13 protein-coding genes and 3 tRNA genes are annotated in these 13,466 nt (G+C 68.4%); 9 read left to right on the top strand and 7 right to left on the bottom strand.

Annotation, left to right across the window (positions count from 1 at the left end):
- Window positions 1-2: 2 nt before the first annotated feature.
- Both KIH31_RS12350 and KIH31_RS12345 read right to left on the bottom strand, forming a co-directional pair.
- On the bottom strand, window positions 3-194 hold the full coding sequence (locus KIH31_RS12350; RefSeq protein ID WP_214427439.1) for a DUF2273 domain-containing protein: 192 nt from the start codon (window positions 192-194) through the stop codon (window positions 3-5).
- Window positions 191-655 carry an Asp23/Gls24 family envelope stress response protein gene (locus tag KIH31_RS12345; RefSeq protein ID WP_214427438.1) on the bottom strand — a complete coding sequence of 155 codons (465 nt, stop codon included), beginning with the start codon at window positions 653-655 and terminating at the stop codon, window positions 191-193. The genes KIH31_RS12350 and KIH31_RS12345 overlap by 4 nt, the downstream gene beginning before the upstream one ends.
- A gap of 144 nt (window positions 656-799) precedes the next feature.
- On the opposite strand from KIH31_RS12345, the gene KIH31_RS12340 reads away from it, so the two are divergent.
- Window positions 800-2,719: an alpha-amylase family protein gene (locus KIH31_RS12340; RefSeq protein ID WP_214427437.1), complete on the top strand. Its 1,920-nt coding sequence runs from the start codon at window positions 800-802 to the stop codon at window positions 2,717-2,719.
- A 78-nt stretch (window positions 2,720-2,797) separates the two neighbouring features.
- Here the strand turns inward: KIH31_RS12340 and KIH31_RS12335 are convergent, their stop codons facing one another.
- The 4 genes from KIH31_RS12335 to KIH31_RS12320 all read right to left on the bottom strand — a co-directional run bounded on the left by KIH31_RS12335 (window position 2,798) and on the right by KIH31_RS12320 (window position 4,159).
- Complete coding sequence (locus tag KIH31_RS12335; RefSeq protein WP_214427436.1) at window positions 2,798-3,703, bottom strand: hypothetical protein; 906 nt, start codon at window positions 3,701-3,703, stop codon at window positions 2,798-2,800.
- A gap of 130 nt (window positions 3,704-3,833) precedes the next feature.
- Window positions 3,834-3,906 (bottom strand) — tRNA-Phe (locus KIH31_RS12330).
- A gap of 50 nt (window positions 3,907-3,956) precedes the next feature.
- Window positions 3,957-4,030 (bottom strand) — tRNA-Asp (locus KIH31_RS12325).
- A 56-nt stretch (window positions 4,031-4,086) separates the two neighbouring features.
- A tRNA-Glu gene (locus KIH31_RS12320) sits at window positions 4,087-4,159 on the bottom strand.
- Window positions 4,160-4,404: 245 nt separating this feature from the next.
- On the opposite strand from KIH31_RS12320, the gene KIH31_RS12315 reads away from it, so the two are divergent.
- The 5 genes from KIH31_RS12315 to KIH31_RS12295 all read left to right on the top strand — a co-directional run bounded on the left by KIH31_RS12315 (window position 4,405) and on the right by KIH31_RS12295 (window position 8,860).
- Window positions 4,405-5,058 (top strand): hypothetical protein, encoded by a 654-nt coding sequence (locus KIH31_RS12315; protein WP_214427435.1) that lies wholly within the window; start codon window positions 4,405-4,407, stop codon window positions 5,056-5,058.
- On the top strand, window positions 5,055-5,762 hold the full coding sequence (locus tag KIH31_RS12310; protein WP_214427434.1) for a PspA/IM30 family protein: 708 nt from the start codon (window positions 5,055-5,057) through the stop codon (window positions 5,760-5,762). The genes KIH31_RS12315 and KIH31_RS12310 overlap by 4 nt, the downstream gene beginning before the upstream one ends.
- Window positions 5,743-6,180 carry a metallopeptidase family protein gene (locus KIH31_RS12305; RefSeq protein ID WP_374224873.1) on the top strand — a complete coding sequence of 146 codons (438 nt, stop codon included), beginning with the start codon at window positions 5,743-5,745 and terminating at the stop codon, window positions 6,178-6,180. Before KIH31_RS12310 ends, KIH31_RS12305 begins: the two co-directional genes overlap by 20 nt.
- Before the next feature lie 59 nt (window positions 6,181-6,239).
- Entirely contained in the window at window positions 6,240-7,157 is a 918-nt protein-coding gene (locus KIH31_RS12300) for a cation diffusion facilitator family transporter (RefSeq protein WP_214427433.1), read from the top strand.
- Between the two features lie 254 nt (window positions 7,158-7,411).
- Window positions 7,412-8,860: an NlpC/P60 family protein gene (locus KIH31_RS12295; RefSeq protein WP_214427432.1), complete on the top strand. Its 1,449-nt coding sequence runs from the start codon at window positions 7,412-7,414 to the stop codon at window positions 8,858-8,860.
- A gap of 49 nt (window positions 8,861-8,909) precedes the next feature.
- On the opposite strand, the gene KIH31_RS12290 is transcribed toward KIH31_RS12295, so the two are convergent.
- The gene (locus KIH31_RS12290) at window positions 8,910-9,926 is read right to left on the bottom strand and encodes a universal stress protein (RefSeq protein WP_250545930.1); all 1,017 of its coding nucleotides are present in this window, start codon (window positions 9,924-9,926) and stop codon (window positions 8,910-8,912) included.
- 308 nt (window positions 9,927-10,234) lie between these two features.
- Here KIH31_RS12290 and KIH31_RS12285 point away from each other — a divergent pair, with 308 nt between their 5' ends.
- From KIH31_RS12285 to hutG, 3 genes are all read left to right on the top strand, one after another.
- Window positions 10,235-10,825, top strand: a complete 591-nt coding sequence (locus tag KIH31_RS12285) for an FAD-binding protein (RefSeq protein WP_307857636.1) — start codon at window positions 10,235-10,237, stop codon at window positions 10,823-10,825.
- Window positions 10,826-10,955: 130 nt separating this feature from the next.
- Window positions 10,956-12,404: an NCS2 family permease gene (locus KIH31_RS12280; RefSeq protein ID WP_214427430.1), complete on the top strand. Its 1,449-nt coding sequence runs from the start codon at window positions 10,956-10,958 to the stop codon at window positions 12,402-12,404.
- Between the two features lie 96 nt (window positions 12,405-12,500).
- A complete protein-coding gene (gene hutG / locus KIH31_RS12275; protein ID WP_214427429.1) occupies window positions 12,501-13,463 on the top strand; it encodes a formimidoylglutamase in 963 nt (320 codons plus the stop codon).
- Window positions 13,464-13,466 lie beyond the last annotated feature (3 nt).

Here is a 13,466-nt window from a genome sequence, read left to right as displayed (position 1 = left end):
GCTCACGAGGAGGAGCGCCGTCCGGTGATGGCGTCAATGACGCTGCGCAGGTCCAGCTTCCCCTCCGCCGCGCGCCCGAAAAGGGCACCCACGGCCATGAAGATCAGGGCGATGAGGAAGCCCCAGAAACCGAAGCTGAAGGCCATGAAGGCCAGGAAGGCGCCCACCGCAACGCCGACAACTGTCAGATTCACTGCACTCCCTCCGTCGCGGGCCTGCCGCCGGCCGGCGGCTTGGCTCCCGGTACATGGACGTCGTTGATTTCGACGTTGACTTCGATCACCCGCAGGCCGACCAGCTGTTCCACTGCCCGGTACACGGCGGCCCGGACCTCGTCCGCGAGGATCTGGAGCGGCTTGCCGTAGAACGCGACGAGGCTGATGTCCACCGCCACCTCCGTTTCCCCGACTTCGGCGTGGACGCCCTGTGCGTGGTCGGCGCTGCCCACGGCGTCGCGCAGCGCTCCGAGCGCCCTGGCGGACCCGGAACCGAGCGAGTAGACGCCGTCCACGGACCGTGCGGCGATGCCGGCGACCTTCGCCACGGCCGTCTCGGAAATGGTGGTGCGCCCGCCGTCGGGCGCGCCGCCTGCGGGGACCGGAGGCACGGCCGCTGCCGGAGGTGTCGCTGGCGGGTACAGATCATGGTTGTCCATAAAGCACGCCCTTTCTGCTGAGCCTAAGCCTAGCGCTCAGGCCCTGCCGCTAAACATATGTCCAACGAGTGGCGGTTCTGTCAGGATGTGACCTGAACCGCGTCCGTGCAGCAACACGCCCGCGCAGCAAAGGAGCAGCCACTCATGCCTCAGACCCGCGGCCCCCGCCCGACCACCAAGGACCATGTGACGACGGCGCTCACCGCCGCCGTCGGGCTCGACCCGGCCAACGAGGACTGGGTGGCCTTCCACCGCCGGTTCGACCATTACTTCCCGGCCCTCGAAAGGCTGTTCCGCTCCCTCTACGGGAACCGCGCGGACTGGCTGGAGCAGCTCACGGCGCTGCTGGTCCAGTCCGCCCGGTCCTGGCACCAGCGGCCCGCGGAGCTGAAGGCCCTCGACGCCCGGCAGGAAGCTGACCCGGCGTGGTTCCAGTCCGGCTCGATGCTCGGCGGGGTCTGCTACGTCGACCGGTACGCCGGGAACCTGGAGGGCATCCGGCAGCGGATCCCCTACTTCAAGGAGCTCGGGCTCACCTATCTCCACCTGATGCCGTTGTTCGCCGCCCCCGAGCCCGAGTCCGACGGCGGCTACGCTGTGTCCAGCTACCGGCAGGTCGATCCGGCGCTGGGTACGATGGACGAGTTGCGCGAACTGGCGTCGGACCTGCGGGACAACGGGATCAGCCTGGTGCTGGACTTCATCTTCAACCACACCTCCAACGAACACGAGTGGGCCCTGCGGGCGGCCGAGGGCGACGAGGAGTACAGCGGTTACTACTGGATCTTTCCGGACCGCACCATGCCGGACGCGTTCGAGAAGACTGTCCGGGAAATCTTTCCCGATGACCACCCCGGCTCCTTCGTGGAGCTCCCCGACGGCCGCTGGGTCTGGGCGACCTTCCACTCCTTCCAGTGGGACCTGAACTACTCCAACCCGGATGTCTTCCGTGCCATGGCGGCCGAGATGCTCTTCCTCGCCAACCAGGGTGTCGACATCCTGCGGATGGACGCGGTCGCCTTCATCTGGAAGCAGCTGGGCACCCCCTGCGAGAGTCTGCCCGAGGCCCACACGCTGCTGCGCGCGTTCAACGCTCTGTGCCGCATCGCCGCGCCGTCGCTGCTGTTCAAGTCCGAGGCGATCGTGCACCCGGATGAGGTCATTTTGTACATCGACCCTGCGGAGTGCCAGCTCTCCTACAACCCGCTGCAGATGGCCCTCACTTGGGAGGCGCTGGCCACCCGGGACGTCTCGCTGCTCGCGCAGGCGCTCGAACGCCGCCACAGCCTGCCGGCCGGGACGGCATGGGTGAACTACGTGCGCAGCCACGACGACATCGGCTGGACCTTCGCCGACGAGGACGCTGCTGAGTTCGGCATCAACGGCTTCGACCACCGGCGGTTCCTGAACTCGTTCTATGTGAACCGCTTCCCCGGCAGCTTCGCGCACGGTGTCCCGTTCCAGGACAACCCGCGGACCGGGGACTGTCGGATTTCCGGCACGACCGCCTCGCTCTGCGGACTGGAGGCGGACGATCCGCAGGCGGTGCGGCGGATCCTGCTGGCGCACTCGGTGGCGTTCAGCACCGGCGGGGTGCCCCTGCTCTATCTGGGCGATGAGGTCGGCCAGACCAATGACTATGACTACGCGCGCGAGGAGGGGCATGGAAACGACAGCCGCTGGGTGCACCGGCCGAAGTACCCGGCGGAAAAGTACTCCCGTAGGTCCGACCCCTCCACTCCGGAAGGCGCCGTGCACGCCGGCCTGAAGCGGCTGGCCGAGGTCCGTGCCGCCACGGACGAGCTCGGGGGCACCCGGCTGGTCCCCTTCCACACCCACAACCCCCGCGTGCTCGGCTACCAGCGGCCCGGCGAGTCCACCCTCATCCTGGCCCTGGCCAACTTCGGCGACGACCTGGAGACACTCTCAGCCGTGACGCTTTCCGGCTTCGAACCGGACGCCGTCGATGTCCTGTCCGGCCGGGAGGCCCGGCTCGACGAGGGTCTGGTGCTGCGTCCGAAGGAATACCTCTGGCTGAGGGTCTCGGCACGGCAGCCGGCCTGAGGGCTGGTTTGGAGACGGCAGCGGGGGCGGGAAATCCGTGATTTCCCGCCCCCGCTGCCTTTGAATTCCGGGCCTGTGTTAGTTCCTGACCAGGGTGTTGCCGTACGCGGCGTCGCACTTTCCGTCGTGCAAGACGCCGGAGCCGGGAGCAACGACGTAGTTCGGAGCGGGGTTGAAGACCACGGTGTGGAGCTTGCTGGAACCGTCGGTGACCGTCCCGGCGCAGGCAGCGGCAGTATCAGCGGTAGCGCTCTGGCCGCCGAGCCACAGATCCAGCCAGATGGTGGAGCCGGAGCCGTCGGCATTCACGCCCTGGTGGCAGGAGCCGTCCTGCGGGGTGGGGCCGTCACCGCAGGAGTCCTCCACGATGAAGTAGCGGCGCACGTCAGGGATGTACATGCGCGTTCCGGCCGGGTAGTCAGGGATGTCCTTGCCATTGATGATCGAGTGTCCAACGGCGATGGTCAGCGGGTCGGCGTAGGTGCCGGTGCCGCCGGCCGTCTTGTGCAGCACGGGGTAGGCGATCGCGGACGAGCCCGCCGGGGTGTTGTCGAACCAGGTGTACCCGGTGGTGTAGGCGGTGGTAACGATCTTTTCGTTCGACGCCGGAGCGGCAGCGGGAACGGGCTGCGGCGCGGGAGCCGGAGCGGCCACCGGCGCGGCAACCGGGGCCACAGGTGCAGCTGCCGGTGCGGCCGGGGCAGGTGCCGGAGCAGGTGCCGGAGCGGCGGGAACGGCCTTGGCCGTCCGCTTGGGCTGGGCCTTCGGCTTGGGCTTGGCCTTCGTGGCGGACGGCTTGGGGGTGGGTTTGAGAGCGGAATGCTGCGTCCAGCCCACCCGGTCCGCGTCAGGACTTGCGGTGGCGGCGGAGCTCGAAGGCGCCGCAACGGGCTTCTGGGTGGCCGCGCTCACGGCCTGAATAATGCCGAAGGTGGCGAGCAGGGTGGCAAACAGCAGGACAAGAATCTTTTTGGAGCTTTTCATGAACTTCCGTATTTCGGGGTTTACGAGCGTGCCCCCCAAACACCACCGCACCGGAAAACGGCAAAGCAGTACACATTTAAAAGAAAAACCCGCACCCCGTTTAGGCACGGGAAGTGCGGGTTTTCAGTTGTGGCTCCGACCGGCGTCGATCCGGTGACCTTTCGATTTTCAGTCGAACGCTCTACCAACTGAGCTACAGAGCCTTGGTGCGCTAGTCACCGCAGCGACCTGGAAAAGCTCCAGGCTGCCGAAGCGACCCTGACGGGACTTGAACCCGCGACCTCCGCCGTGACAGGGCGGCGCGCTAACCAACTGCGCTACAGGGCCTTGCTAAACAAGAGTTCCATCGTACCAGTCTTCCGACCGGCCGCCGAACCCGTGCGTACCCCCAACGGGATTCGAACCCGTGCCGCCGCCGTGAAAGGGCGGTGTCCTAGGCCGCTAGACGATGGGGGCAAGGACACATTCGAAAATCCCGCCATTCCTGCGCGGGCCTCCCGTTGTGGACCTCTAAAACTATAGGGCCAAGCGTTCAAATACACAAAACGGCCGACGGGCCTGCTTCCGGCGGCAGCAGCCCAGTGCCGTCGGCCCGGTGTGGCGGCCGGCGGCGAGGCGTACCATCATTGACAAGTCGCCGCCCGGCCGACGCCGGGCGGGCCTCAATGCCCAGAGACGGCACAAAACCAAGAGGTGGCTCCATGCATCCTTTCGCGCAGATTCCCGCCGCACTTCCGGCCGATGACGGACTCTTTTCCGTCGTCGGGCCGATCCTGCTTGCCATGGGGGCGTCCTTCCTGCTCTTCCTGATCGCCGCAGCGGCCTGCGCCTGGCTGATCGTGCGCCGGGTGCGGCGGTCGGCCGCCCTGAAACGGCTCCGGCTCAAGGCCAGGCGCTTCACCACGGACCGCAGCCGGGCCCAGCTGGCCCTGCTGCAGCTTCAGCTTCACGAAGCGCTTCAGGCCACTGCCCGTGAGGTGGCGGCCTCGGGGGCGGCCGGCCGCCGGGCCGGAGAGCTTCCCGCCGCGGCGCGTCAGCTCAGCGAGGCCGGGGCCGCCCTTGACCGGCGGCTGCAGCTTGCCGAGCGCGAACCCGACCCCGCGGTGCGTTCCGCCCTCGCCGCCGAACTCGGGCAGCCGGTGCGTGAAGTCGGACGGGCGACGGCGGAGCTGCGCCGGGCCGTGTCCGCAACCGGGATGAGCATTGTTGACGCCGAGGTACGCGGTGCCGGACGGCGGATCGGGCACGAGGCCGCCGCGCTGCACGCCTGGTCTGCCGCCTACACGGCGCTCGGCACGTCAGCTGCGCGTCCATCCATGCTCGCGGAGCCGGCCGCTCCGAGGGAGCACCGATGAGCATCCTGCGGCGCATCACCACCATCTTCCGCGCCCACGCCAACGACGCGCTGGACCGCGCGGAGGACCCCCGCCGGATCATGGATTACTCCTACGAACGCCAGCTCGCCGTGCTCGAGGAGGTCCGGCGCGGAGTGGCCGATGTCGCCGCGAACCGTCAGCGGCTCGCCCTGCAGGTGCGCGAGCTGGAGGACTCGTCGCGCATACTGCAACGGCAGGCCGAACGGGCGGTCGCGGATGGCAGGGACGACGCAGCGCGCGCAGCCCTCGGCCGCAAGGTGGTCCTGGAAACCGAGCTGCGCACCCTGTCGGCCAGGCACGCACAGGTCACGGCCGAGGAGGAACGGCTCGCCGGCGGCCTGATGAAGCTTCAGCTGAAGGTTGAGTCCTTCCGCACCCGCAAGGAGAGCATCAAAGCCAGCTACTCGGCCGCCGAAGCGCAGGTCCGGATCAGCGCGGCCTTGTCCGACCTGAGCTCGGAGATGAGCGACGTGGGCCACGCCGTGCGCCGGGCCGAGGACGAGACGGCACGCATGCAGGCTCACGCGGGGGCGATGGAGGAGCTGATGACGGCGGGGGCCTTCGAGTTTTCCCCGGCCGATCCGGTGCAGCGCGAGCTTGACCGGCTGGCTGCCGAGACCGACGTCGAACGCGAACTGGCACGCCTGAAGCATCTGCCGCTCGATGGACGCCGGGGAGCCTGACCCGGCGCCGATGACGGCGGACGGGGGCAGCGGGGAAGGGGCTCCCCCAGGGTTCGCCATGTCCGAGGACGAGTTTGAGGCTGCCGTGGACCGGGCGCTTCGCGGGATCCCCGAGGAACTGGCCCGGGCCATGAACAATGTGGCGGTCTTCATCGAGGACGACTATGAGCCGGGCCCCGGCGAGGACCCCGATACGGTGCTCCTCGGCCTGTACGAAGGCACTCCGCTGACCGAGCGGGACAGCTGGTGGGACGCCGGATCGCTGCCGGACCGGATCACGATCTTCCGGGAGCCCATCCTGCAACTGTGCGCATCACTCGACGAGGTGGTGCGCGAAGTCCAGGTGACAGTGGTCCATGAGATCGCCCACCACTTCGGCATTTCCGACGCGCGCCTTCACCAGCTCGGCTGGGGCTGAGGCTGACGGCCCGGGCCCCGGCGCGGAAGGCTGGATACGATTAAGCGAAGGAGGTGGCCATGAGCGGACACAATCATTCGCACGACATCGACGCCTCAAAGAACCGCACCCGGCTGATCCTGGTGTTTGGCGTGACCGTCCTCGTGATGCTCGCCGAGGTGGCCGGGACGCTGCTCTCCGGCAGCCTGGCCCTGCTGGCTGACGCCGGACACATGTTCACCGACTCGGCCGGCCTGCTCATCGCCCTGATCGCCGCGTCGCTGGCACTGAAACCGGCCACCATGAAGCGCACCTGGGGCTACCGGCGCGCCGAGATCCTGGCGGCCGCGCTGCAGGCGGGTCTGCTCCTGGTGGTGGGCGGGTTTGTCATCTACGAGGCCGTGCGCCGGCTGATCGAGCCCCCCGCCGTGGCGTCATCGCTGATGCTGTGGTTCGGCGTCGTCGGACTGGCCGGAAATGCGCTCAGCCTGGTGATCCTCGCCGCCGGCCGCCACGACAACCTGAACCTGCGGGCCGCCTTCCTCGAAGTGCTCAATGACGCACTGGGGTCGGTGGCTGTCATCGCTGCTGCGGTTGTCATTGCCCTGACCGGCTGGGACCGGGCGGACACCCTCGTGTCCCTCCTGATCGGCGCGCTCATCATTCCCCGCACCCTGCGGCTCCTGAAGGAGACTGCCGACGTCCTTCTCGAGAGCACGCCCAAGGGCCTGGACCTGAACGAGGTGCGCGAGCACATCCTGGCGCTGCCCCATGTGATCGACGTCCACGACCTGCATGCGACACTGGTCGGCTCGGGGACGCCGGTGATCACCGGCCATGTCACCCTGCAGGACAAGTGCCTCACCGACGGCCACGCCCCCGAAATTCTTGCAGACCTGCAGCGCTGCGTGGCGGAGCACTTCGACGTTTCGGTCGAGCACTCAACCTTCCAGCTCGAGCCTGCGGCGCACCGGGACCAGGAGCACATCCCGCACTAGACGTCCGGGCACCCTCATCCGGACGACACGCCGTCCACGCTTCCACTCGAACTACACCAGTGTTGTTTATGTTAAAGATGTGATCAGTGTTGCCAAAGTGGCGTAACGCCCCTTAGCCTCTGTAGTGCTGGGGAAGCAGACAAGCCATGACGTCGGCGCGCGCGGAATATGCCGCGGGATGCCGCCTTGTCTTTGATCATCCGATCGGCCGTCCATGACAGGCGCCTCACCAGCTGAGCTAGTGAGGTTGGGAAATGAACTTGGCACCCCGTCGCGTCAGCGCGTTCCGCCGGTCCGGTCGAAGCGCCGCTGTCCTCTGCACCGCGGCAGCACTGGTGCTCGGCGGCGTGCTCACCCCCGCCTCCGCCAGCCCGCAGGACCCGTCCAATGACGAGATCGCCGCGGCCAAGGCCCACGAAGCGTCCAAGTCCGCCGAGGTTTCGGACATCGAGCAGCAGCTCGACGCGGCCGACACGCGCCAGCAGTCCGCGCTGGAGACCTCGCTGAAAGCCAATGATGCGTACAGCACGGCATTGCTGACCCTGCGCGACCGCCAGAACGCTGCCGCGGCTGCCCAGGCGAAAGCGGACGAGGCGGCGAAAACCTACGCCAAGGCCCGCACCGGGCTCGGACAGCTTGCAGGCGATCTGTACCGCAGCGGCGGAATGACCCCCGGCGTGCAGTCGGTCATTGACGGCGCCGACGCCGGGGACGTGCTGTACCGGGCCTCGACCCTGCAGGCACTTTCGACCAGCCGTGCCCGGACCTTCGACACCGCGGCCTCCGCCGCCGCCGCCCTGGCAGCACTGAAGTCCGCCGCCGACGACGCGCGCGGGGCGGCGGATGATGCCGCCAAGGCCGCCGAAACCACGAAGGCGCAGGCCGCGCAAGCCGACGCCGATCAGCGCAAGGTCGTCGCGGACCGGGCGGCCCAGCGCACCAAGCTCATCGCCCAGCTGGCGGGGCTCCAGCACACCACCGCTGCACTGGAAGAGGCGCGCATCACTGCCATCGAACGCAGGAAGCAGGAGGAGGCCCTCGCCCGGCTGGCGGCAGAGTCCGCAGCCCAGGCGCAGGCCGCCGCCCAGGCACAGCAGGCCCAGGCTGCGGCTCAGGCGCAGCAGGCTCCCGCGGCCGGCCCGGCTCTGCAGGCAGCACCGGTGCCCGCCGCGGCCGACAACCCTGCACCGGTCAGCAATCCGGCGCCGGTCAGGGCCCCCGCTCCCGCACCGGCCCCTGCACCTGACCCTCTGCAGGCTCCGGCTCCGGCTCCCGCACCCGCTCCTGCACCGGCTCCCGCACCCGCTCCCGCGCCGCCGGCGGCGGGCGGTTCGGTCACGCAGACCATGATCAACTTCGCCCTCTCGCAGGTGGGTTCGCCGCGCTTCTACCAATTCGGCGGCACCGGCCCGCTGGGCTACGACTGCTCCGGCCTGGTCATGCAGGCCTTCGCGGCGGCGGGGAAATCGGTGGCCCGCACGGGCACCGACCAGTTCTACCAGGCGCCGATCCACGTCCCGTTCTCCGAGGCCCAGCCAGGGGACCTGATTGTCTTCGGATCCGCCCCGAGCTTCTATCACATCGCCATTTACCTCGGTAACAACAAGGTCGTCCAGGCCCTGAACCCGGACCAGGGCCTCCAGGTGACGGACCTGGCCTGGATGAGCGGCATGGAGATGTACGGGACGGTTGCACGCTACTGACGCCGCTGAGCGGCGCGCAGGATCTCCTGCTGGTCCTGTGCCGACGGCCCTACTCGCCGAGCCCTGCCTGCTCCTGATCGAGCATCGGCCCGAACTGTGCCCGGTCCTCCAGCCGCGGGTCCTCCCGGTCCGGTACCACCATGACGGGCCCGCGGGCATGGTGCAGCACCCCGCCGGTGGTGGAGCCCAGCAGCATCCCGGCGAACCCGCCGCGGCCCCGTGTGCCCAGCACCAGCAGTTCGGCGTGCTTGGTCGCGTCGATCAGCACCTCCACGGGAGGCCCGTCGACAAGTTTCGTCTCGATGACCAGGTCCGGGAAATGGCTTTGGAGCCACTCGCGGCCGGCAGCCAGTGAGGCCCGGATGTCAGAAAACAGCTGCTCCCTGTCCAGCGGGGCCGGCACCCAGGCGAGCGAACCCGTGTAAGGCGGAACGGCGCAGACCACCCGCAGCGGGTAGCCCAGCCGCACGGCCTGCTCGGCCGCGACGAGGACGGCGACCCTCGCCTGGTCCGAACCGTCGGTGCCGACAATCACGACCGGCTCCACGGGACCAGCCTGGGCGTGCTTGTCCGGATGCTCCGGAACCTCGCCCAGCCGTGAGGCACAACTGAGCGGAACGGTCACTGTGGGGCATTTCGCGTGGGCGGGCAGCGCGCTGCTGACCGAGCCGAGCAGCCTGCCCACGAAGCCGCCGCGGCCCCGGGACCCAAAAACCAGCAGTTCCGCGCGCTCGGACAGCTCGAGCAGCACCCCGGCCGGGTCACCGCTCTCGACCGTCCCCTCGACATCGATGTCGTACCCGGAGATTTTCGCCAGCGCCGCATGGAGCACAGCTTCGGCTCCTTCGCGGATGACGTCGTCATCGATAGTCGCGTAGCCGCCGTCAAGGCCCGACGCGGCAAAGATCGGCACGGTGTAGGCGGTCACCACGTGCAGGGGCCGGTGCCGGCGCTGGGCCTCAGCTGCCGCCCAGACCAGGGCGCAGGTCCCGTGGTCGGAGCCGTCGACTCCCACCACGATTCCCCCTGGGACCGGCGGTGTTCCGGTGCTCGCGGTGTCGTCCATCGTGCGCCTCCTCAGCATGGCTTCCATGGGCCTTCGGGACCGATTATCCACCCCCCGGAGCCACTTTTCCCGCTGGCGGAAGCCGCGTCGGCCGCGGCCCGCCAGGCCGCCCCGGAACCCCTCCGATACATCGTTATTTAAGTTAACGAAAGGTCTACCACCGGCCCCGATTCTTCTGTAAGGTTCGAAGCACGTTGCTCCTGATGGTCTCCCGGAACACGTATGCCCGGCTCTCATTCCGGGCCGATTTGGCGCGGGAGGCGCGGGCAACGCCACGTTCACGATCGCTCAGCCAAGGGAGGCATTCGGTGTCCAGCGCGTCCTCTGCCGCAACGGTGACGGAGTCCACAACCACCGTGGTCATTGGCTCCGGGCTGCCCGGCCTCGCCGTCGCAAGCGAGCTGAGCCGGCGCGGCGTCGCCTCCATCGTGGTCGACGGCGCGACGGTGTTCGGGGACGGCGCGCAGCGGCGGAACGCGCTGACCGACGCTGCTTCGCTGACTGAGCGCAGCGAGATCCTGCGACTGCTGCGCCACTACGCCGCCAGCCACCAGCTGGATGTGCGGGGGGCCACCCGCGCCGTGGACATCAGCCTTACCCGGCAAGGCGGTGCCGCCGGGCCCAAATGGGTCATCTGCACCCCGGACGGCCTGCTGTTGGCGGACAACATCGTGCTCACCTGCGGCGCACACAACCAGCTCCGCCGCTTCCTCGCCGGGCTCGGCATCGCCGCCGGCAAGGACTTCCTCCACGCGGTCCGGTCACTGGGCATCTACCTCGTTGGCGTGGGCGAGCTCATCGCGCCCACCACGCGTGGAATCCTGCGCCAGGCCAAGGTGGTCAGCGAGGCGATTTCGACCGGCGCGGTGCTGCGCCAGGAGCTTCCCGCGCTCGTCTAGCGGCTTGCTGTGGCGAAGATCTCGCCCCAAGGTCCCGGAAACGGCTGCCGGGGCGTGCTCAACGGCGCAAGGCGCCGCCGGCACGCCACTAGAATAGTCCAGGCAACAAACTCGCGCTGGAGGACAAACCATGCTGGAAGAACGCACCCTGACGGGCGTCGACCGCTACTTCAAGATCACCGAGCGGGGCTCCACTGTCTCCCGTGAGGTCCGCGGCGGCCTGGCCACGTTCTTCGCGATGAGCTACATCGTGGTGCTGAACCCGCTGATCCTCTCCGGCGCCGACTCCTCCGGCCAGGTCCTCGGCCTCGAGCGCGTTGCCGCCGTGACCGCCTTCGTGGCCGGCATCCTGACCATCCTGATGGGCGCGTGGGCCAAGCACCCGTTCGCGCTGGCGACCGGCCTGGGCGTCAACGCGTTCGTCGCCATCACCGTGGCCACGCATCCCGGCCTGAGCTGGCCGGACATGATGGGCCTGGTGATGCTGTCCGGTATCACCATGCTGATCCTGGTCCTCACCGGCTTCCGCACCGCCGTGTTCAAGGCAGTGCCCGAAGGGCTCAAGACGGCTATCGTCGTGGGCATCGGCCTTTTCATTGCGCTGATCGGCTTGGTCAACGCGGGCTTCGTGCGGCGCATCCCGGATGCCGCGGGCACCACCGTGCCGGTCGGCCTTGGCTTTGACGGCAAGCTGCTGGGCTGGCCCACGCTGGTCTTCATCGTCGGCCTGATCCTCACCATCGCTTTGGTGGTCCGCAAGGTGAAGGGGGCGATCCTGATCGGGATCATCGCTTCCACCGTGCTGGCCAACATCCTCGAACTCACCTTGCACATCGGACCGAGCTTCGACGGCAAGAACTTCAACCCGGCGGGCTGGTCCCTGGTGGCTCCCGAGCTTTCCAAGTGGTCTTTCCCCGACCTGAGCCTGATCGGCCACTTCGACCTCTTCGGCTCCTTCAGCCACCTCGGCTTCGTCGCCGCGGCGCTGCTGGCCTTCGTGATCCTGCTGAGCATCTTCTTCGATGCGATGGGCACCATGGTGGGCCTGGCCGGTGAGGCCGGGACGATCGATAAGGACGGGAACATCCCCAACGTCGACCGCGTGCTCATGGTCGACGCCGTGGGCGCGATCGCCGGCGGCGGCGCGTCCGTCTCCTCGAACCAGATCTACGTCGAGTCCGGCGCGGGCATCGGCGAAGGCGCCCGCACCGGTCTTGCCTCCGTGGTCACCGGCGTGCTCTTCCTGATCGCTATGTTCGTTACTCCGCTGATCAAGCTGGTGCCGTTCGAAGCGGTCGCTCCCGCACTCGTCGTCGTCGGCTTCATGATGGTCTCCCAGGTCGGCAAGATCGACTGGGCCGACTGGGGCATCGCGATCCCGGCGTTCCTGACCTTCACCCTGATGCCGTTCACCTACTCGATCGCCAACGGCCTCGGCGCCGGCTTCATCGCCTACGTGCTGATCCGCACCTTCCAGGGCCGCGGCAAGGAAATCCACCCGCTCATGTGGGCCGTGGCCGCAGCGTTCCTGCTCTTCTTCGGCATCGGCCCGATCGAACAACTCTTCGGCATCCACTAGGTTCCAAGACGCCATGCGAAGGGCCTGTCCGGCATTCCGGACAGGCCCTTCGTGTTTCGGCTGGCAAACGATGCTGCTGTGCGGTGTGCTGAAAGAGTGAAGATTTCCGCAGCCGATGCTGCCCCCCAGCCCTGGACAGGACGCACCGACGGCGACGGCGCCGAGCACCGCCGCTGGCACCAGGCAGTGCTCCCGCTTCAACCCGGAACCGCACCGGGAGCCGCAACCCTGTGCACCATCGTCGGTTTCCGGAGCGACGAGGGAGTGCGCCGCAACCACGGCAGGCCCGGAGCCGCGGCAGCCCCGGCAGCGATCCGGACAGCCCTGGGGTCGCTGGCCTTCCACTCCGCCGGAAGCGCCTCCGACGCCGGGGACGTCGTCGTCGAGGGCCGGGAGCTCGAAGACGCACAGCGCCGGCTCGGTGACACCATCCGTTCCGTGCTCGACGCCGGCGGCTTTCCGGTGGTGCTCGGCGGGGGCCACGAGACGGCGTTCGGCAGCTACCTGGGGGCCGCATCCTCCCGGGTGGTGCGCGGCGGGGCTCGGCTCGGGGTGCTGAATCTGGACGCCCATTTCGACCTCCGTGAAGCTGACGCGCCAAGTTCGGGCACACCGTTCCTCCAGATGGCCCGGGCGGAGGCGGCCGAGGGCCGGGAGCTGAATTACGCCGTCCTCGGCATCAGCGAACCGAACAACACGGCGGCACTGTTCGACACAGCGCGGCGGCTGTCCGTGGACTGGCTGACCGACGAGGACTGCGGGACGGGCGCGCTGGACCGCGTGCTTGGCTTTGTCGACGGTTTCCTCGAGCGGATCGACGTCCTGTATTTGACGGTCGACCTCGACGTCCTGCCAGCGGCCGTCGCTCCAGGGGTGAGTGCGCCGGCCGCCTACGGGGTACCCCTGGACGTCATCGCGGCGGTGTGCCGGCGGGTGGCCGCCAGCGGCAAGCTGCTGTGCTGCGACGTCGCCGAACTGAACCCGGAGTACGACGTCGACTCCCGGACCGCCAAGGTGGCGGCACGGCTGATCCACACGGTCGTGCACACCAGGCGCTGACCC

It is taken from the genome of Paenarthrobacter sp. DKR-5 (assembly GCF_018531425.1).
In the GTDB taxonomy this organism is placed as follows: Bacteria; Actinomycetota; Actinomycetes; order Actinomycetales; family Micrococcaceae; genus DKR-5.
The sequence above is the reverse complement of the archived record's forward strand: the minus strand, read 5'-3'. Positions and strand labels throughout refer to the sequence as shown.